The following is a 21,061-nucleotide window of genomic DNA, read 5'->3' on the forward strand; positions in this document are numbered from 1 at the left end:
AAGGAAAATATATGGCATTTGCTTCATTATTTACATTATTAGATGATATTGCCGCGGTTTTAGATGATGTCTCAATAATGACTAGAATGGCCGCTAAAAAAACTGCTGGTGTTATTGGTGATGATTTAGCCTTAAATGCAAACCAAGTTAGCGGAAAAAATATCTTACCCGAACGTGAACTTCCTATTGTTTGGGCTGTGGCAAAAGGCTCATTTATCAACAAAATTATCTTAATTCCCTTAGCACTTTTGTTATCTATTTTTCTTCCACAAGTTATTATTCCTCTTCTAATGATAGGTGGTGCTTATTTATGTTTTGAAGGTGTCGAAAAGTTATTGCATAACTTCTTACATAAAAATGCACATAATGAAGAAAAAGAAGTTTCAGAACAAGATAAAATTAAAGGTGCAATTAGAACAGATTTTATTTTATCGGCTGAAATCATTATTATTGCTCTAGGCGTACTGCAAGACTCTTCTACCTTAACCAAAATTTTATCACTTTCTGTCATTGGTATTGGAATCACCATTTTTGTATATGGATTAGTGGGCTTAATTGTAAAATTAGACGACATTGGGCTATGGCTAATGCAAAAAAGAAATGCTATTTCACAACTTATTGGAAAAGGCCTAATATTTACAATGCCTTGGTTTATGAAAGGGCTATCAGTAATAGGCACTATTGCAATGTTTTTAGTTGGTGGCGGGATTTTTTCTCATAACTTACCTGCTATCCAGCATTTTGTTGAAAAACTTCAAATCAACCCTGCATTTTCAAGCCTAGTGGATTTTGTTATTGGTATAGCTGTTGGTATTATTGCCTGCCTTGTGATTCTCCCAATAATGAAAATGTTTTCAAAGAAAACTGCTTAACCAAGCAAGAAATAGGGAATAAGTATTTTATTCCCTATTTTCATTTAAAACTCAGCTTTTGAACTAAAGGTCATTCGCTCCCCTGTAATCGGGTGGGTTATGGTCAGCGATTCTGCGTGCAAGCATAAACGGGGGGACAAACTTTTTGCCAAGGGGTTTGCATAAAATTTATCGCCAATAATCGGGTGCCCTAATGCAAGACTATGCACTCTTAATTGATGTGAGCGACCTGTTATCGGCGTTAATTTTACTCTTGTGGTATTGTTTGAATTATGTGCCAATATCTCATAGTGAGTAATTGCTTTTTTGCCCCGTTCATAACAAATTTTCTGACGAGGGCGATTTTCCCAATCGCAAATTAGCGGAAAATTCATTTCGCCCGTTTCGCCCACTTTCTCGCCTAATTTTCCCCAAAGAAGAGCGATATAATGCTTTTTCGGCTCACGTTCACGAAATTGACGTTTTAGCTCTTTTTCTGCCGCTTTGCTAAGTGCAAACAAAATAATACCGCTTGTTGCCATATCTAAACGATGAGCTGGTTCAGTAAAGCCATATTTTTGCTGGATACGGGTCATCGCACTATCATAATATTCAGGACGATTACCCGGAACAGAAAGCAACCCGCTCGGTTTATTGATAACCACAATATGATTATCTCGATAAACTTCATCTAAAAACGGTTCTAGAGGAGGATTATATTCAATCAATGCCATTGATTTATACTCACTTACTACCTGATTGGGTTGGCAATTTTTCTGCAATCCACATCTTAATTAAAGCTTGGCGAGGCACACCTAAATGTCGAGCCTGTTTGTCTAATGCCTCAACCATCCAAGTTGGAAAATCCACATTTACTCGCTTCATCTGCCCAGGGCGATGGGCGGTTGAAAGGTCAAAATATTGAATAACATCTTCTTTGCCTTCATCGAAGATACGTTCTAATTCTTCAGCACTAATGGTATTTTTCATAGCAAGAGATTTCCTTTTTTCTTGAACGTCTGACAGAAATCAAACGAATAATATCATTTCGCATTGTAAAAAATGCACTCCAATGCTTACCCCCTAACTTTGCTACGGTTAAATAACGAGGTTCAATATCCGAACGAGAAACTAAGGTTACTCGTTTTTCATCTTCCCACAACAACTTCGCCTGTTCAAAATCAATACCGTGCTTAGCAAGGTTAATGGCACTTTTATTTGGATCATATTCAAATAATAGCGGGACTGCATATTGCAAATCTATATACATAGTATTCCTTTTTTATACCTTTTACAAGATAAGCAATAGCATAAAGAATCCGCAATATTTACACAAAATAGAAAAGTGATTTTTTCGAGGTAGATCGAAAAAATCACTTATTTTCTTCCCCTTTTGGGGGAAGTACCTTGCATCGCAAGGGGGAGGGGGATAAACATTTACCCCTTATTACTCACAATCACTCGCAAACTATCTAAACGATAATTTGCCGACTCCAGCTGTGTTAGGGTTTCATTAAGCTGCTGCTCTAATGTCTCAACCTCATCTGCTCGAATATTTTTATTCACCATTTTAAGCGATTCCAAGCGGTGTAATTCTGCTTTTAATTTACTATTCGCCTCAAATTTCGCCGTTTCAATAATTTGCTGAGCCTGCGTAATAACCGCTTTTTCGCTCGCTTTAATCAGCTTTTCAATTTCAACACGTGCCATTTTAGCAATCTTATTTGCCATCTGTTTATTTACAGGTTTAAGCTGGCGTTCAAGCCCATCGAATGAGACTTGGCTTGCTAAATTATTGCCCTTGTTATCCAGCAACACACGCACTGGTGTTGGTGGTAAGAAACGAGTTAAATTTAGCCCTTTCGGTGCTTGAGCTTCAACAATATAAATTGCCTCTAAAAACAGTGTTCCTGCAGGGAGTTTATTGTTAATAAGCAGTGAAACCGCCGATTTTCCAATATCGCCACTGGTAATTAAATCAATACCGTTGCGGATCATCGGGTGATCCCAAGTCAAAAATTCCACTTCTTCTCGCATTAAGGCTAATTGACGGTCGAAAGTAATGGTTGTGCCATCTTCCGCTAAGCCCGGAAAATCAGGCACTAGCATATGCCCAGTCGGACTAATTACGATGCTTTGCTCGCCCAAATCTTCTTGCTCTAGTCCAATAACATCAAACAGATTTAGGGCAAAATTTACTAAATGAGGGTTGTTATCCTCTTTGGCTATGTCATTCGCCATTTGTTGAGCCGTTTCGCCACCGTTAGAGTTTAATTCCAATAGGCGATCTCGCCCTTTTTCTAACTCAATTTTAAGCTGTTGCTGACGTTTAGCGGTTTTCGCAATAAACTCCTCAAAACCCTCTATTTCAGTTGGATTATTCACAAATTGTTGTAATGTTTCGCCAAACTCACGGAATAACACTGCTCCCATCGGACAAGTTTCTTCAAAGGCATTTAGCCCTTGATGATACCATTGTGCCAAAACTTGCTGAGCTGAATGGTTAAAGCAAGGCACATAAATTTGGATATTATTTTTCTGCCCGATACGGTCTAAACGTCCGATACTTTGCTCTAATAAGTCAGGATTATCCGGCAAATTAAATAAAACTAAATCTTTCGCAAATTGGAAGTTTCGCCCTTCTGAACCAATGCTTGAACTAATCAGCACCTGTGCTCCTTGCTCTTGTTGAGCAAAATAGGCAGCAGCTTTATCTCGTTCGACAATCGACATTTTCTCGTGGAAAACGGCAGCACGAATTGCATCACGCTCACGTAAAATATGCTCTAAAGCGATAGCAGTATCGGCTTGTTTACAAATGACCAAGACTTTTTCTTCCCGATGATTTTTTAGGAAAGTAATCAACCACTCAATACGAGGATCGAAATCCGCCCATTTCGCATTAGGATTCATCCGCTGGAATAGGCGTTCGGGGTAAAGTAAATCATTTTGGTTAATACCACCCATCATTGCCATTACTTTTAACGCGTTTTGGTACTGTTTCGGCATTTCAAGGCTGATTTGATGATATTCCCGATGAGGGAACCCTTTCACACCTTGGCGAGTGTTTCTAAATAGCACTCGGCTGGTGCCGTGGCGGTCAATAAGCTCGCTAATTAGCTCTTGGCGAGCTTGCAAGCGGTCATTTTCGTCTGATTTTTCGCTATTGATCGCACGGAACATCGGCTCGGTATCTTGCTCGCTTAATAATTCCGAGATCGTGTTTTGTTCATCATCACTCAACGGTTTATCACTTAGTAAAGTATTCACTGCATCGGCAACGGGCTGATATTGTGTTTGTTCTGCCACGAATTGTTGGTAATCGTAGAAACGATCTGAATCCAATAACGCAAGGCGAGCAAAATGGCTCTCTTGCCCTAATTGCTCCGGGGTTGCCGTTAAAAGGAGAACGGAGGCAATCTGTTTTGCTAAACGCTCCACCAGTTGATAACCAATAGAAGGGGCAGATTCCGACCATTCTAAGTGATGAGCTTCATCGACAATCAATAAATCCCATTCGGCATCTAGTACTTGTTGGGCTCGAGCCGGTGTGGTTTCTAGCCAGTTGAGTGACGTAATCACTAACGATTCACTTTCAAACGGGTTTTCACTAATATCTTCGCCGTCTTCATCTTGTTTATCAAAATCGGCACAACGCTCTTCATCAAATAGTGAGAATTTTAGGTTAAAGCGGCGAAGCATTTCCACCAACCATTGATGTTGCAAGCTTTCTGGCACAAGCACCAACACTCTTTCCGCTCTGCCTGAAAATAGTTGCTGCTGTAAAATCATTCCCGCCTCAATGGTTTTACCTAATCCCACTTCATCGGCTAATAACACACGAGGAGAAAGACGTTGCCCCACTTCTTTAGCAATATGTAATTGATGCGGAATCAGGCTTGCTCGAATACCACGCAAACCTCGTAGTGGCGATTGAAACTGTGCTTGTTGATGTTCTAATGCCTTAAAACGCAATGCAAAGCGATCACTTCTGTCTATTTGGGCGGAAAAAAGCCTATCTTGTGGCTTACTGAAACTGATTTTGGCATCAAGCTGCATTTCAGGTAATACGGCTTCTTCATTATTATCCGCTCTTTTGCCTAAATAAATCATCACCCCTTGGTTTTCAACCACGTCGGTAATTGCTAACTGCCAGCCTTCAATACTATTTATAAGATCGCCTGCCTGAAATTGCACACGGGCTAAGGGAGCGGCTGAAATCGCATACACTCGCTCTTCTTCTGCCGCAGGGAAATTGATAGTTACCGTACGGTTATTAACCGCCGTTACAATACCTAAACCTAAATTATTTTCGGATTCACTCAGCCAACGCTGACCTACTAAAAACATAATGCCTCTAATTACTACTTTGTTATTTTTATTGGTGAATACTTATTTTAGCAAATTCTCCCTATGGGCTGCTTTATTATTTTTGCAAAAAACGGCAATAAAAAAACCGCTTGCACGATTAATTCTTGCAAGCGGTCAATTTTTACTTCAAATTTACGAATTAGTTTTTATCTAAATCTAACTCGGCTTTATATTCAATACGATTTTTACCTTTGGCTTCGATTTCAACATCTAACTCTTGATTACCACGTTTGAATTTTAAATCTGCATCATCTTTCTTAATTTCTGATTCAACAATGCGAAAACCTTTACGCTTAGCGTGCTCAGTCGCTTTTTTCGCTATATCACGAACATCATCGCCTTGTAATTTATATTCAACTTCAAATTCATTACCTTGTTTTTGAGCTTTAATTAACTCACCCTTTGGTTGATAAATATCGTCTGGAATTGAATTTGCAAATGCCGTGCCAGAGATAAATGGTGCTAAAATAAATAGCGCTTTTGTTAAACTTTTCATATTGCTCTCCTATAAAATGCTATGTAAAGCTTTTCATCAGACTTTGATAAATTCATTTAGTTCATTATAAACCAGCATAAAGTTTAAAGGCTTGTCCATCAGACATACTCGCTAAGTAATCGCTGATAACTCTTGCTTTGTGAACATCTTCGGCATTTTTCCAACGTTCGCGAATATTATTCGGTAATAATCTCATTGGGTCACTGCTTAAAATATCAAAAAGCTCCATTAAAATCCGCTGTCCTTTACGTTCTACACGTTGTGTTTTGGCATCACAAATAACGTATTGATAGACAAAATCTTTTAGAATTTTTAGCACACAAGCTACATTCTCTGGCAAGTAAGCGTTATACCGCAAAAGAGGTTCTTCAAATTCCGGTAACTCTTTCCAACGAACATTGGTAATAAAATGATTCACTAATGCACCAATTACATCTTTTCGCTCATAGCGATGTTGGGAAAAGAGTTTCTCTCTAATTTCAAACAATCGCTGTTTGACCCAATCCGAATGACATTCCGCCAATAAGATTTCTGCATTTTGCCAAGATTGCGGTGTAACCATTCCGCCGACAATCGCATCTTCCAAATCGTGCACGCCATAGGCGATATCATCTGCCAATTCCATAATGCTACAATCTAAAGATTTGTAGCGAGTTTTGTTGGGCTTCTTCGGATCTTTATTTTGTTCAACCGAACAAAATTGTTTTTTGTCTTGCTCGCTTAGCGGTTGCAAGATCCAATCGAAGAAATGTTTGTCATCATCATAAATGCCTTTACTTTGCGGATAGTGGTGCAAGTTAATATGTGAAGTAGCAAAAGCAGGAGAAAACTCTTTTGGCAAAGTTGCAGATAATAATGCAGGATATTTCATCACCCCAAGCAAGGTGCGGCGAGTTAGGTTCATTCCAGCTTTCTCTGTATAAGGCTCAAGTTGCGTCATAATTCGTAGTGATTGAGCATTGCCTTCAAAACCGCCAAATTCAGCCATTTTGTAATTGAGTGCCATTTCTCCCCCGTGCCCAAAAGGCGGATGCCCAAGATCGTGAGCAAAACAGAGGGATTCAATCAAACTACGAGAAGGGAGTAAAGCGGTTAAAATTTGCGAATTTTTTGCAAATTTTGGCTCAGAACAGACCGCTTGAAAACCTTGTTTATCTTCTAGTAATTTTTCTCGCAAGCTAGTACCGATTTGTGCGACTTCAAGAGAGTGGGTTAAACGGGTGCGATAGAAATCATCTTCGCCGACTGCGTGAATTTGCGTTTTGGCTTGCAAGCAGCGGAAAGCCTCCGAGTGCAAAAGCCTTGCCCTATCACGCTGAAAAGGCGAACGATGATCTTGCTCGCGTTTTTTATCACTTAAATAACGCTCTGTCCAAACCGATGAAATCATATAACCTCCGTTTTCCACAAAATGCTTTTCTTATATAATACACCCATTTTTGACTCTTTAAATTATTTTAATGGCTATTTTTTATTCTGAAAAATCTGCAAAAAAAGCGAAAAAACCGACCGCTTACCAAAAAGTACAGATTCAATCTCTCGATTATCAAGGTTTAGGCATTGCTAAAATTAACGGCAAAACTTGGTTTATTGAAAATGCGTTGCCTTCTGAAGAGGTAGAATTTAAAACCTTAGAAGAAAAACGTCAATATGGGCGTGGGCAAGCGGTTAAAATTTTGAAAAAATCTGCAGAACGACGAATACCAAGTTGCGAAATTTACGGAAAATGTGGCGGCTGCCAAATGCAACATATTTCCCTTGAATTACAGCGTCAAGCCAAGCAAAATGCCCTGTTTCAACGCTTACAAAAATTGCAAAGCAATCCGATTCAATTTGATCCGATGATTATTGGCAGTGATAAAGGCTACCGCCGCCGAGCGAAATTAAGTATCGCTATGCAAGCCGGCAAAGCGGTAATGGGCTTTCGTTTGCAAAATTCTAATCAAATTATACCGCTTGAGCAGTGCGAAGTGTTGGTGGAGCCACTTTCTCAACTCTTACCTAAATTACAACTTCTGATTCAAAATTGGCAACATCAGAAAAAATTAGGTCATATCGAATTAGTTAATGCAGACAACACCATTGCGCTATTTTTACGACATTTAGGGGCATTATCGGCTCAAGATAGTGAAAATTTACATCAATTTACTCAAGCAGAAAATCTCTCCCTTTTTGTTATGTGTGAAGAAAATAAAATTGAGCATCTTGCAGGCGAGTTGCCCTATTATAAAATTCAAGGCTTAAAACTGCATTTTTCTATTCGGGATTTTATTCAGGTAAATAAAGCGTTAAATGAAAAAATGGTGGAAAAGGCTCTTGAATGGTTAGCCTTATCTAGCCAAGATCGTGTGCTTGACCTTTTCTGCGGAATGGGGAATTTTACCTTACCAATTGCAAAAACAGCAAAATCTGTTGTTGGCGTGGAAGGGGTTGAACCAATGGTACAACAGGCTCGAGAAAATGCGGCTACAAGCGGTCTAAAAAACGTGGAATTTTACCAAACAAACCTAGATGAGCCTTTTACTGATAAAGCGTGGGCAAAAGAGCCTTTTGATAAAGTGCTACTCGACCCTGCTCGTAATGGGGCATTATTTTGTTTAGATCACCTTGCCGAACTCAAACCAGAGCGTATTGTTTATGTCTCTTGCAACCCTGCAACTCTTGTTCGAGATGCCGAAAAACTTCTGCAATTTGGCTACCGATTAGAAAAAGTGGCAATGATTGATATGTTCCCACACACAGGACATTTGGAATCAATTTCTCTGTTCACTAAATAAAAAAATAGCTACCGATTGAGTAGCTATTTTTGTATGCATTATTCGCTTTTATAACATAAGAAATAATAAATCAAACCTGCAGAAATCGTACACATCGCCATTGCATAAAGCATTGGGGCAGCACTGGTAATTGCAATATGAGAAAGCCCAGCACCTACAAGCGAGGCAATACCAAAACGAGCAGTGCCAGCCACACCATTCGCTGTACCTGCCATTTGAGGATAACGATCTAAAATAGCGGCGGTAGCATTACTGCCAATAGTTGCATTCATTCCAATAAAACAAGGAATAGCAAGAGCCATCGCCCAAAAACCTAAATCAAAAATCGCCACTATCGCTAACCAAATACCCGCCAAGATTTGTACACCAAGTGCAATTCTAAGCATTTTTTCAGAACCTACTTTTACAACAATCTTGCCATTAAGCGCAGTCATTGCAACCATCACAACCATATTTAAAGCGAAGAAATAACCAAAATATTCTTGCGATATTCCATAAAGCCCGATGTAAACAATAGAACCAGAGGTTAAAAAACAAAATAAACCGGCAAAGGTTAATCCGCCAATTAAAACATAGCCTAAGGTGGCTTTGTGCGAAATAAGTTCGCCGAAATTTTTTAAGGTTTTACCAAAGCTTAAAGGCAAGCGTTTTTCAGCCGTTAAAGTTTCGGGGATTTTCCAACTGACCAAAGCAATACTCATTACTCCCATAAAAACCAAGACATAAAAAATAGAATGCCAGTGGAAATATTTCGCAATATAGCCCCCAATAATCGGAGCGAGTAATGGGGCAAGCATTGAGATAATCATAATCACAGACATCAGTCGAGCAAATAGATTACGATCAAAGAGATCTCGCACCAATGCTCCTAACACCACTGCTGGAGCGGCTGCACATAAGCCTTGAATCAAGCGTAATAAGTAGAAGGTTTCAATATTTTCAACTTGCGTCAGAAAATAAGCTGCTATCGCAGAGCCAAGTAATCCAAGTAAAATAATGCTTTTACGCCCAAAGCTATCTGCCATCGGCCCCCAAATAAGTTGCCCTCCTGCAAAACCAAGGGTAAAAACAGCAAGAGTGGTTTGCACTTTTTCTTGTGAAACCGCTAAATCTTTCGCAATATCTAAAAATGAGGGCAAATACATATCAATCGCCAACGGCGGAAGCATTGCCATCATTCCTAAAATAATAAAAAAGCTAATGGGAGGTCTTTTCGTTTCCATTAAAAATTCTCAATTTCTTCTTGTGTAAGTGGGCGGAATTCGCCTTCGGCTAAATCTTCATCTAAGATAACATCACCAATTCGCCAACGGTGCAATGCAACCACTTTATTGCCAAGTGCAGCAAACATTCGTTTAACTTGATGATAACGCCCTTCACTAATAGCTAAATTAACATTGTAATCATCTAAAATTTCAAGCTGAGCGGGTAAAGTCGGATCTTTTTCACCCCGTAACAAAATGCCTTCCGCCAATTTTTCCGCATAAAAATCTTCAACGGGGTCGGCAAGGGTCACTAAATACGTTTTTTCGCAATGATATTTTGGGGAAGTAATACGGTGCGACCATTTGCCGTCATCGGTTAATAGTACTAGCCCTGTAGTATCCACATCTAACCGCCCTGCAGTATGCAATTTGGTCATTAACGGATAATCGAAAAACTGAAATACTGTTGGGTATTCACCATCATCGTGCGAACAAATATAGCCTTGTGGCTTATAGAGCATAAAATATTGCCCATCTTCCAACCAATGTAAGCGTTCGCCCTCATAGTAAATTTCATCTTCTGAGCTAATTTTGGCAGCACCACTTTTTTCAATATTGCCGTTTACCGTAACCGCCCCGCTTTTTAACGCTTTCGCAGCTTGTGAACGGGTTAAGCCTGTGTTTTCGGCAATAAATTTATCTAAACGCATAATCTCTCTTTATTTGTAAAATTTTTGATTTTTTTAACCGCTTGTTGGCAGAAATTATAGCACAATCTCACTAACAAATTCGCTTTCTAACCCAACCAAAGGCAGAGTCGAGTTATCCCATTTTCGCAATAATTGATGCTGCATCAAATTTAAGGTATCTAACCCCGGTACGCTGTTTGGCGTATATTGCTGTGCAATGCGAGCAAGTTGCGTTAGCCCTAAACTGCTCTCTAAACTCGAGCTAATGACCACCATTATGCCAAGCGAATGAGCTTGTTGAATCAAGTTCACACATTTTGAGATTGAACCGACTAATGTCGGCTTAATCACAATCGCTACAAGATTTAGTTCTTTTTGCACGGAAAAATCAGGCTCTCGCCCCGTTTCGTCCCAAGCAATCGCAATGCCTGTTTGTTGTGCAAATTGGCGAGACAGGCTCGGTGTTTGGCAAGGCTCTTCAATAAATTGAATGCGAGCTTTATTTTCATTTGCAATCTTTTCGGCAAATTTAACCGCTTGTGCAAAGCTCCACGCACGGTTTGCATCTAAACGTAACTGTAAATGAGGGAAGTTGCTCAATAATAAATTGGCCTGTTCGCCCTCTCTCTCAGCATCAAACCCAATTTTTAATTTTCCTAATTGCTGTGAGGTTTGATTAAAGGCTTGAGTCATTTTTTCCAGCTCGCCATAACACAGTATTGCCGATTGATAATTGGCTTGCTCATTTAATTCATTATGTAATTCAGCTAAGGCACAACTTATTCCAAAAGCGACCGAAGGGAAAAGTGTTTCAAGGCTTGAATTTTGTCCATTTTTCCATTCGTTTAGCCATATTTTGGCTTGTTTTCCAGCTTGTTCCACGGTTTCTTGGCTAAAGGTTGGCAGAGGAGAAATTTCGCCGTAGCCGATTTTATCATTCTCTTGCAAGCATACAATTAGCCCAACACGCTCGGTAAGCGATTGCTTACGTAATACAATTTTTGTCTGAATGGGTAATTGGTAGCGATATAACTTTACTGTTCGCATTTTTTATCTCAATTTGCAAAATTTTTAGCTTATTCTACCGCTTGTAAACACAAAGCTCTAATAAATTTCACTTGCTGGAAAATAGTGCTATTTTCCGCTAGAATATTGGATAATTTTTTATAGCGATTTAATGAGAAAAAGAATGTCTAACCAAAAACGAAAAATGCTTGTTACTTGTGCCTTGCCTTATGCGAATGGTGCAATTCATTTAGGTCATATGCTTGAACATATTCAAGCGGATATTTGGGTGCGTTTCCAACGTATGCGTGGCAATGAAGTCCACTTTGTTTGTGCCGATGATGCCCACGGCACGCCGATTATGCTTAATGCCGATAAATTAGGTATTACGCCGGAGCAGTTAATTGAAAAAGCAAAAGCTGATCACGTTGCCGATTTTGCTGGCTTTAACATTAGCTTTGATAACTATCACTCTACCCACAGTGAAGAAAACCGCCAAATCACCACTGAAATTTATAAAACCTTGCGTGCTAATGGTTACATTAAAAGCAAAGTGATTTCTCAGCTCTTCGACCCTGAAAAAAATATGTTCTTGCCAGACCGTTTCGTCAAAGGCACTTGCCCGAAATGTAAAGCGGAAGATCAATATGGCGACAACTGTGAAGTTTGTGCCTCAACTTACAGCCCAATGGATTTAATTAACCCACGTTCTGCCGTATCGGGGGCAACACCTGTGGTAAAAGAGTCCGAACACTTCTTCTTTGATTTACCAAGTTTTGAAGGAATGTTAAAAGAGTGGACTCACTCGGGCTCACTTCAACCTGAAATTGCCAACAAAATGCAAGAGTGGTTTGAAAGTGGTTTGCAACAATGGGATATTAGCCGTGATGCCCCTTACTTTGGCTTTGAAATTCCGGATGCCGATAATAAATTCTTCTACGTTTGGTTAGATGCCCCTATCGGCTATATGGCATCATTCAAAAACTTATGCGATCGCAAAGGTATCAGCTTTGATGAATTCTGGAAAAAAGATTCGACTACAGAGCTTTATCATTTCATCGGCAAAGATATTGTTTACTTCCATAGTCTATTCTGGCCTGCAATGCTGGAAGGCAGTGGCTATCGTAAACCGACCAACGTATTTGCCCACGGTTATGTTACAGTTGATGGAGCAAAGATGTCGAAATCACGTGGCACCTTTATTCAAGCCAGCACCTATTTAAAACACATCGATCCTGAATGTTTACGCTATTACTATGCAGCGAAATTAAACGATCGTATTGAAGATCTGGATTTCAGCCTTGAAGATTTCATACAACGTGTAAACAGCGACATCGTGAATAAATTAGTGAATCTTGCCTCTCGTAATGCCGGTTTTATCGCAAAACGTTTTGAAGGCAAATTAGCGACTAAATTAGACGATGAAGCTTTATTTAATGAATTTGTTGCCCAAGCAGGCACTATTGCAAACTTCTATGAAAGCCGTGAATTCAACAAAGCGATTCGTGCGATTATGGAATTAACCGACAAGGCAAATAAATATATTGACGATAAAGCCCCTTGGGTCATTGCCAAAGAAGAAGGCCGTGAGGCAGAATTACAAGCGGTTTGTTCAATGGGAATAGAGTTATTCCGAGTGTTGATGAGCTACTTAAAGCCGGTTTTACCAAAACTAGCTGAACGTGCAGAAGCCTTCTTACAAGCAGAATTACGTTGGGATAACATTGCTACACCTTTATTCGGGCATACTGTTGCACCCTTTAAATCACTCTTCTCTCGCCTAGAGAAAAAACAAATCGATGCGGTTATTGAAGAAACTAAAGCACTATTTGCCGAAGCAAATAAAACAGAAACCAAAACAGTAAAAACAAAGGATAATAAAGTGTCTGATAATAATATCGAACCAATCGCCGATGAAATCACTATTGATGATTTTGCAAAATTAGATTTACGTGTTGCCAAAGTGATTAGTTGCGAGGCTGTGCCGGAGTCGAAAAAATTACTGAAATTCCAATTAGATTTAGGCGATCACCAACGCCAAGTATTATCAGGCATTAAAGAAGCCTACAATAATCCTGAAGAACTAAACGGACGCTTTGTGATTATGGTGGCAAACCTTGCACCACGCAAAATGAAATTTGGTGTGTCTGAGGGTATGATTTTATCAGCAGGTACAGGCGGTGCAGATTTATTCTTATTATCTGGCGATGAGGGAATTCGCCCAGGAATGCAAGTAAAATAGGAGATATTCTATGATTCAACAAACGCTTTCGATTATTAAGCCTGATGCGACTCGTCGTAACTTAATCGGCAAAATTCTTGCACATTTAGAAACGGCAGGGCTAACCATTAAAGCATTAAAGCGTGTTCACTTAACCCGTGAGCAAGCCGAAGGTTTTTATGCTGAACATAAAGGCCGTGATTTTTTTGAACCGTTGGTTGAATTTATGATTTCTGCTCCTATTGTCGTTGCTGTATTAGAAGGCGAAAATGCCATTCAGCACTACCGCAATCTAATGGGTGCAACAAATCCGGATACCCGAGAAAAAGGTACGATTCGTGATCTTTACGCACTTAGTATGCGAGAAAACTCTGTACACGGTTCAGATTCCAAAGAATCGGCAAAACGTGAAATTGCCTATTTCTTTGTGCCAAGTGAGATTGTTTAAAGAATTATTAATAAGTTATATGTAATAAAAATGCTGCTAAATTCTCCTGTTTTAGCAGCATTTTTTATAATTACTCAAACTCTAACTCAACCGAGTTCTCGCCTAGTAATTCCTTTAATTGAGTAAACATTGTCTCATTTGGGCTAATTCGCCATTCGACTCCACCTTTTAGCAACACTCGCCCTTCCGGGCTTTGGTAGTAAAAATGCAGTGGCATTGTGCCTTCTTTATGTGGAGTAATGATAGCGGTCATTTTTTTGATAAAATCTGCAGAAAGTTGTTCCTGTTTAATCGCAAGTGCCAAACTTTTTGCATAACGGCTTCTTGCTTCATCAAGGGATAAAACCTCCCTTGCCGACATTTTTAATCCGCCGCTGAAATCATCAAATTGTACAGAACCGGTGACAACAATAATTTGTTCTTGCTGCATTAAATGCCCGAAATTATCCAGAGCTTCTGAGAATAAGGTAATATCCAACTTGCCGGAGCGATCTTCAATAGTCGTAATGCCAATTCGGCTTCCACGTTTGGTTACAGCTACACGAGATGCCATTACAATGCCCGAAACCGTGGTCATTTGCCCACGGAAAGTCGGTTGTAATTCATTAAGCCGATTTGGGGCATAGTGGGCCAATTCTTTTAGGAATCGGCTAATAGGGTGCCCACTTAAATATAAACCGAGCGTGGTTCGTTCCCCATCTAAAATAGTTTGCTCCGACCATTTTGGCGTATTGGCATAGGCATTTTGTACTTCTTCAGGGGTTTCGGTTAGTACGCCGAACATATCACTCTGCCCTAACTGCTCCATTTTGCTATGTTGATCGGAGGCTTTAAGAGCGTCTTCTAAATTCTTCATCAATGCTGCACGATGAGGGCCTAATTTATCAAATGCACCAGACATAATCAGGCTTTCAAAAGTACGGCGATTGATTTTTTTTAGATCCACTCGGGCGGTTAAATCGAATAGATCTTTAAAACGTCCGCCTTGATCTCGAGCTTCTAAAATTGCTTCGACTGGGCCTTCTCCAACCCCTTTAATTGCCCCTAAACCGTAAACAATTTCACCCTTCTCATTTACGCTAAAGCGGTGCTTACCACTATTAACATCGGGTGGAACCACGGTTAAACCCATATTGATACATTCATCGTAGAAACCGACGATCTTGTCCGTATTATCCATTTCAGAGGTCATTACCGCTGCCATAAATTCCGCAGGGTAATGGGCTTTTAACCATAATGTTTGATAAGAAACCAAAGCATAAGCAGCGGAGTGAGATTTATTAAAACCATAACCAGCAAATTTTTCTACAAGGTCGAAAATTTGACCAGCAAGTTTACCGTCAATACCTTTTGCTTCTGCCCCTTTTTCAAATACTTCACGTTGTGCCGCCATTTCTTCAGGTTTTTTCTTACCCATTGCACGACGTAATAAGTCCGCCCCACCAAGCGTATAGCCAGCAAGTTCTTGAGCAATTTGCATTACTTGCTCTTGGTAAACAATAACGCCGTAAGTTGGCTCTAAAATCGGCTGTAAACATTCGTGTTGATATTGCGGATCAGGATAAGAAACTTCTTCCTTACCGTGTTTACGGTCAATAAAGTTTTGTACCATTCCCGATTCTAACGGACCCGGTCGAAACAGGGCTACCAAAGCGATAATATCTTCAAAGCAGTCAGGTTTTAAACGTGAAATCAGATCTTTCATTCCACGTGATTCCAGCTGGAATACCGCTGTGGTTTTGGCGGCTAATAATAAATCGAAAGATTTTTTATCATCTAACGGAATACTTTCAATGCGTACCGGTTCTTTGCCTTCTCGAGCTAAGCGAGCGTTGATCATTTCTAACGCCCATTTAATAATAGTTAGCGTGCGTAGTCCTAAGAAGTCAAACTTAACTAAGCCGGCATATTCCACATCGTTTTTATCAAAATGGGTAACAGGGTGTAAGCCTTCGCTATCACAATAAAGCGGAGAGAAATCGGTAATCGCCGTTGGGGCAATTACCACCCCCCCTGCGTGTTTACCTGCATTACGGGTTACACCTTCGAGCTTACGAGCCATATCGATTAAGTCTTTTACTTCTTCATCAGCTTCATATAACTCAGGTAGTTTCGGCTCGGCGGCAAAGGCTTTTTCTAAGGTCATTCCTGGGTCTGGCGGAATGAGTTTTGAAATTCTATCCACAAAGCTATAGGGGTGCCCAAGCACACGTCCTACATCTCTAATTACCGCTTTTGCCGCCATTGTGCCGAAGGTAATAATTTGCGATACCGCTTGGCGGCCATAAGTTTCCGCCACGTGATCAATAACACGATCTCGCCCGTCCATACAGAAATCGACGTCAAAATCGGGCATTGACACACGTTCAGGGTTTAAAAAACGTTCAAAAAGCAGATCGAATTCTAACGGATCCAAATCGGTAATTTTTAACGCATAGGCCACTAATGAACCCGCCCCTGAACCACGACCCGGTCCAACAGGAATATCGTTATCCTTCGACCATTGGATAAATTCCATCACGATTAAGAAGTAGCCCGGGAAACCCATTTGGTTAATTACATCAAGCTCAATCTGCAAACGCTCATCATAGGCTGGTCGTTTTTCTTTGCGGATTTCAGGATCTGGAAATAAAAATTCCAAACGTTCTTCCAAACCTTCTTTCGATTTTTTCACTAAAAAATCTTCGGTGGAGAGATCGCCCGTTGGGAAATTAGGTAAGAAATATTCACCCAAACGCACCGTTACTGAACAACGCTTGGCAATTTCTACCGTATTTTGCAATGCACTCGGTAAATCCGCAAATAGCTGGCACATTTCTTCTTCGCTACGGAAATATTGCTTTGGCGAGTATTTTTTCGGACGTTTGGGGTCATCTAAGGTAAAGCTGTCGTGAATTGCCACACGAATCTCGTGAGCATCGAAATCGTCTTCTTTTAAGAAAAGCACATCATTGACCGCCACCAGCGGAATTGCATTTTTTTGTGAAAATTCGACCGCTTGTTGGATATAACGCTCTTCATCAGGTCTGCCAGTACGGCATAGCGAAAGGTAAAAATGATTTGGATAATATTGCTGATAAAAAGCGAGTTTTTCTTCTGCTTCTTGCAGATTTTCTTTCAATAATGCCTTGCCGACATCGCCCATTCTGCCACCGGACAAAATAATAATGCCTTCGTTTAATTCAGCTAGCCATTCTTGTTCCACCAACGGAAATTCAACATAGCCTTGCTGATAAGCTCGGGAAAGAATTAAGGTAATATTGTGGTATCCAGTGTTATTTTTAGCTAATAACGTAAGTTCAAAATAATCATCACTGCCAGATTCCGTTCGAACATAAACATCTGCCCCGATAATCGGCTTAATGCCGGAACCTAATGTTTCGCCATAAAATTTTACTAAGCCACAAAAGTTAGTGAAATCAGTTAAGCCAAGAGCCACCATATTATTGGCAGCCGCTGCTTTGACTAGCGATTTAACTTTGGCTAAACCATTAATCATTGAGAAATCACTGTGTACTTTGAGATGAACGAAACGGCAATCAGACATAATGAATATAAGTAGAATTAGTTAAGTGAAGTCAGTCATCTTTCTTTATAAAGAAAGATTGTGGGGAAGATAACTGCTAATGTAAAAATGATATCGCATCAAATCTCCCCCAGCCCCTCTTTTCTAAAGAGGGGAGCATAAATCAATCACGCTTTTTATTTAAAAGCCACCAAACAATAGCTAAGCAGAGCAAGCTTGGGATTAACGCTCCGATTGGCACCGGCAACCAAGTTGCAATCAGGCTTAAATTACCAAATACGATATTGGCAACATAGAACATAAAGCCTGCAACAATACCTATTACGATCTTCGCTCCCATTGTGCTACTACGTAATGGTCCGAAAATAAAGGAGATCGCAAGCAACATCATAACTGCCATTGAGATCGGTTGGAAAATCTTACGCCATAAGGTAATCTCAAAACGTTTTGGATCCTGCCCTGTATCTTTTAAAAAGCCAACATAATCTGTTAAACCAGAAATAGAAAGCGACTCAGGTTTAAGTGAAACAATACCTAATTTACTTGGAGTAATACTAGTTTGCCAAGCTTGATCTGGTTGTTTGGCTTGTTGAATTTGGTTATCGCCAACTTGAGATTTTTCTACTTTTGAGAGCGTCCAGCCTTTTTCATCTGTATATTTAGCCGCCCCTGCTTTTAATATTGATTTTAGCTCACGATTATCTTCGCCTTCGCCAAATTCATAAATTAACACATTGCTTAAGCTTTTTTCATTATTAATACGATTGATATAAATAAAGGCATTACCATCTTTTGCCCAGAAGCCATCTTTAGTCGCAAGCATTGAACCACCACTTTGGGCTATCGAACGCATATTTCGGGCAAACTGTTCTGTTTGTGGAACTCCCCATTCGCCAATTACCATCGTAAAAATCACTAATGGCAATGCCGTTTTCATTACCGCTAAACCGATGCGAAAACGAGAAAAACCAGAGGCTTGCATCACCACCAATTCACTGCGGCTAGCAAGATTCCCTAAGCCTAATAATGAGCCTAATAATGCAGCGATTGGAAAGAAGGTTTCTACATCTCTTGGAATCGTTAAAAAGGTATAATAAGCGGCTTTTAAGCCATCATAAGAACCTCGTCCGACATCACGGAACTCTTCCACAAATTTAATAATGGCACCTAACCCCACCAGCATAAAAAGCGTAAGGAAAATTGCCGATAAAATGGTTTTACCGATATAACGCTCTAAAATATTCATTGAGAAAACATTCATTATGCCACCGCCTTATTTGCTAATTTTTTAGCACTTAAACCATAGCGTAATTTAGACATAAATTTACCATCCCATATATTTAAGAGAATGCCTATTAATAAGAATAAAATAGAAACGGCCGGCATTAAAATTTCTGCATTTAATTTGCCAGAAGCCCCCGAAGATTTAAGCGAACTTTGCAATAAGAAGTAGATTAAATAGAGTAATAATGCAGGCAATAATTTAGCAAAACGGCCCTGACGTGGGTTTACACTACTCATTGGTACCGCTAATAATGCCATTAATGGTACGGCTAAAATAAGGGCAATACGCCAATGTAGTTCAGCTCTCGCCTCTGGTGTATTGGTTGCTATTAATTGCGAAAAATTGGCTCGTTGCACTAATTTTTCATCAGAATCCACATCTTGATGCCCTAAATAAGCTGAGTAACTTTCAAAATGTGAAATACGAAAATCAGGGCTTTGCGGTGTGCCTTCAAAGCGTTTACTTTCTGCAAGTGTTAAAATTTGGTCACCATTTGGGAGGCCCTGTAATGTGCCTGTTTCTGCTACCACAACAGAAGGTTTATTCTTCTTTTGTTGCTCAGGTTGGAATACATAAATATTATTTAGACTATTATTTTCAATATTATCAATGAATAAAACATAGCCACCTGCTGACATAAACTGCCCTGCTGAAAGTGCGGCAAAACGTGGGTTAGCTTTTGCTTCTGCCAACATTTCACTTTGTTTATTAATTGCCCAAGGTGTTAGCCAGAAAACGTTATATACCGCCAGTGCCGTTGTGAAAACCGATAAAAACATTGCGACTTTAACCAATAAACCTTGCCCAACCCCACAAGCTCGCATTACCGTGATTTCACTTTCTGCATAAAAACGACCAAGAGTTAGTAGTAAGGCAATAAAAAGCGATAAAGGCAACATTAGCTGTGCCATTGTCGGCATACCTAATCCTAATAAACTTACCACTAAATCTGTTGGCACTTTCCCGCTTACCGCCGAACTCAATACTCGTACTAATTGCTGGCAGAAGAAAATTAGTAGCAAGATGAATAAAATCGCTACTTGGCTTTTAAATATCTCTTTTGTTAAATATCGGCTTAAAATCACAGTTTATTTCTCTAATTATGTTTTAAATGATGAATAAGGCTTTAGCCCTAATACAAGCGGTTATTTTTTAACTTTTATTTACAAATATTATCTATTCTTAGATTTATAGGTTGCTAATAATACCTTTTTTAAGGCAAAAAATCACGCTGATAAAATGATTACGCACGGTTAAACCGTGCGTAAAAGAGCCTATTTCTTCCCTTTTTTCTTTTCTGTTTTAGATGATGCTGCCTTTTGTGCCTCTAGTACTAACTTCTTACCTTCCGCATTTTCAATTTCAATCTTACTTGGTGCATCACCTTGTTGATGAAGAATTGCAACAATATTCTCGCCTTGAGCCATATCTTCAAACTTGCCTTTTACTGTAAATTTTGTTGCATCTACATCGCTCTCAAAAATTAAAAAAGTACCTAATGCAGTAACTCGAATATTTTTTAAAGCCAAACGCTCTTTCGTGGTGATTTTATATTGAGGTGCTTTTTTATCTTTTGCCTTTGCTAATAACGCTTCGTCTGTTGCTATATCAAAAATATTTTGTAGCTGAGGAGGTGTTGTCGTCGCAGCCTCTTCTCCTTCAAATACAATATCTCCGACAAATTGAGTTTCTGACACATTCTGAAGTAAGGGCTCACCATCTTTTGCTGAGATAATAATAAATAAGCGATTACCAATATTTTCAAAACGTACATCTGCATCAGCTAACTGTGATGTTATTTGTTCATTAATAGCTTTAATCGTGGTCTCGGCTTTATTTTGAATAGAAACTTTACGTGAAATATCAACATCATAAGCAATAAAGCCCACTTTTAAACGTTGTGATAATTGCTGTAAAAGATTACCAACATCGCCTTCATAAGATAAACGCAATTTAGCTTGTTCATAACGGCTAATCTGAGTATCACTATTAGCCAAGGCTAAGCCTTGTATAAATAATCCAACTATAGCGGCTATAAACGCTTTTCTTAAAAACTGCATCGTTTGCTTCTCCGTTTTTCCATCTATTAAGTACGCATTAGTATAAAGTAAGCCTCTTAAAAGACAAATATGAATGATTCATTAGACAATAAAAATCTAAAATATTTCAAATACTCTCATTATATGC

General features: G+C 39.4%; 17 protein-coding genes. 4 read left to right on the forward strand and 13 right to left on the reverse strand.

The genetic code is table 11. The features are described 5' to 3' along the window. Window positions 1–11: 11 nt before the first annotated feature. On the forward strand, window positions 12–872 hold the full coding sequence (locus tag PTQ27_RS08185) for a DUF808 domain-containing protein (RefSeq protein ID WP_273748082.1): 861 nt from the start codon (window positions 12–14) through the stop codon (window positions 870–872). Between the two features lie 44 nt (window positions 873–916). Here PTQ27_RS08185 and rluA read toward each other — a convergent pair whose 3' ends face one another. From rluA to PTQ27_RS08215, 6 genes are all read right to left on the reverse strand, one after another. Then, window positions 917–1,585, reverse strand: coding sequence for a bifunctional tRNA pseudouridine(32) synthase/23S rRNA pseudouridine(746) synthase RluA (rluA, locus tag PTQ27_RS08190; RefSeq protein ID WP_273748083.1), 669 nt, complete (start codon window positions 1,583–1,585; stop codon window positions 917–919). A 10-nt stretch (window positions 1,586–1,595) separates the two neighbouring features. After that, window positions 1,596–1,841, reverse strand: a complete 246-nt coding sequence (gene brnA, locus PTQ27_RS08195; protein ID WP_273748084.1) for a type II toxin-antitoxin system BrnA family antitoxin — start codon at window positions 1,839–1,841, stop codon at window positions 1,596–1,598. Continuing rightward, on the reverse strand, window positions 1,825–2,121 hold the full coding sequence (locus PTQ27_RS08200; protein WP_273748085.1) for a BrnT family toxin: 297 nt from the start codon (window positions 2,119–2,121) through the stop codon (window positions 1,825–1,827). The genes brnA and PTQ27_RS08200 overlap by 17 nt, the downstream gene beginning before the upstream one ends. 167 nt (window positions 2,122–2,288) lie before the next feature. Next, window positions 2,289–5,201: an RNA polymerase-associated protein RapA gene (gene rapA, locus PTQ27_RS08205; protein ID WP_273748086.1), complete on the reverse strand. Its 2,913-nt coding sequence runs from the start codon at window positions 5,199–5,201 to the stop codon at window positions 2,289–2,291. A gap of 160 nt (window positions 5,202–5,361) precedes the next feature. Next, the gene (locus PTQ27_RS08210) at window positions 5,362–5,718 is read right to left on the reverse strand and encodes a hypothetical protein (protein WP_273748087.1); all 357 of its coding nucleotides are present in this window, start codon (window positions 5,716–5,718) and stop codon (window positions 5,362–5,364) included. A gap of 64 nt (window positions 5,719–5,782) precedes the next feature. Beyond that, window positions 5,783–7,108 (reverse strand): anti-phage deoxyguanosine triphosphatase, encoded by a 1,326-nt coding sequence (locus tag PTQ27_RS08215; protein ID WP_273748088.1) that lies wholly within the window; start codon window positions 7,106–7,108, stop codon window positions 5,783–5,785. A gap of 70 nt (window positions 7,109–7,178) precedes the next feature. On the opposite strand from PTQ27_RS08215, the gene rlmD reads away from it, so the two are divergent. Further along, a complete protein-coding gene (rlmD, locus tag PTQ27_RS08220) occupies window positions 7,179–8,495 on the forward strand; it encodes a 23S rRNA (uracil(1939)-C(5))-methyltransferase RlmD (protein WP_273748089.1) in 1,317 nt (438 codons plus the stop codon). A 38-nt stretch (window positions 8,496–8,533) separates the two neighbouring features. Here the strand turns inward: rlmD and PTQ27_RS08225 are convergent, their stop codons facing one another. Genes PTQ27_RS08225 through menC form a run of 3 tightly spaced genes read right to left on the reverse strand, consistent with a single transcriptional unit; the run spans window position 8,534 to window position 11,436 of the window. Further along, complete coding sequence (locus PTQ27_RS08225) at window positions 8,534–9,718, reverse strand: Bcr/CflA family multidrug efflux MFS transporter (protein ID WP_273748090.1); 1,185 nt, start codon at window positions 9,716–9,718, stop codon at window positions 8,534–8,536. Next, window positions 9,718–10,410, reverse strand: coding sequence for a 16S rRNA pseudouridine(516) synthase RsuA (gene rsuA / locus PTQ27_RS08230; protein ID WP_273748091.1), 693 nt, complete (start codon window positions 10,408–10,410; stop codon window positions 9,718–9,720). The genes PTQ27_RS08225 and rsuA overlap by 1 nt, the downstream gene beginning before the upstream one ends. Window positions 10,411–10,464: 54 nt before the next feature. Continuing rightward, window positions 10,465–11,436, reverse strand: a complete 972-nt coding sequence (gene menC / locus PTQ27_RS08235) for an o-succinylbenzoate synthase (RefSeq protein WP_273748092.1) — start codon at window positions 11,434–11,436, stop codon at window positions 10,465–10,467. 142 nt (window positions 11,437–11,578) lie between these two features. On the opposite strand from menC, the gene metG reads away from it, so the two are divergent. Both metG and ndk read left to right on the forward strand, forming a co-directional pair. Continuing rightward, window positions 11,579–13,636, forward strand: coding sequence for a methionine--tRNA ligase (metG, locus tag PTQ27_RS08240; protein WP_273748093.1), 2,058 nt, complete (start codon window positions 11,579–11,581; stop codon window positions 13,634–13,636). A gap of 10 nt (window positions 13,637–13,646) precedes the next feature. Then, the gene (gene ndk, locus PTQ27_RS08245) at window positions 13,647–14,063 is read left to right on the forward strand and encodes a nucleoside-diphosphate kinase (protein ID WP_273748094.1); all 417 of its coding nucleotides are present in this window, start codon (window positions 13,647–13,649) and stop codon (window positions 14,061–14,063) included. A gap of 70 nt (window positions 14,064–14,133) precedes the next feature. On the opposite strand, the gene dnaE is transcribed toward ndk, so the two are convergent. The 4 genes from dnaE to PTQ27_RS08265 all read right to left on the reverse strand — a co-directional run bounded on the left by dnaE (window position 14,134) and on the right by PTQ27_RS08265 (window position 20,934). After that, window positions 14,134–17,610 (reverse strand): DNA polymerase III subunit alpha, encoded by a 3,477-nt coding sequence (gene dnaE, locus PTQ27_RS08250; RefSeq protein ID WP_273748095.1) that lies wholly within the window; start codon window positions 17,608–17,610, stop codon window positions 14,134–14,136. Between the two features lie 142 nt (window positions 17,611–17,752). Continuing rightward, the gene (gene lptG / locus PTQ27_RS08255; RefSeq protein ID WP_273748096.1) at window positions 17,753–18,850 is read right to left on the reverse strand and encodes an LPS export ABC transporter permease LptG; all 1,098 of its coding nucleotides are present in this window, start codon (window positions 18,848–18,850) and stop codon (window positions 17,753–17,755) included. Beyond that, on the reverse strand, window positions 18,850–19,959 hold the full coding sequence (gene lptF / locus PTQ27_RS08260) for an LPS export ABC transporter permease LptF (protein ID WP_273748097.1): 1,110 nt from the start codon (window positions 19,957–19,959) through the stop codon (window positions 18,850–18,852). Before lptF ends, lptG begins: the two co-directional genes overlap by 1 nt. A 189-nt stretch (window positions 19,960–20,148) precedes the next feature. Next, window positions 20,149–20,934, reverse strand: a complete 786-nt coding sequence (locus PTQ27_RS08265; RefSeq protein ID WP_273748098.1) for a hypothetical protein — start codon at window positions 20,932–20,934, stop codon at window positions 20,149–20,151. Window positions 20,935–21,061 lie beyond the last annotated feature (127 nt).

Origin of the sequence: Mannheimia cairinae (genome assembly GCF_028649535.1) — a bacterium.
GTDB lineage: Bacteria > Pseudomonadota > Gammaproteobacteria > Enterobacterales > Pasteurellaceae > Mannheimia > Mannheimia cairinae.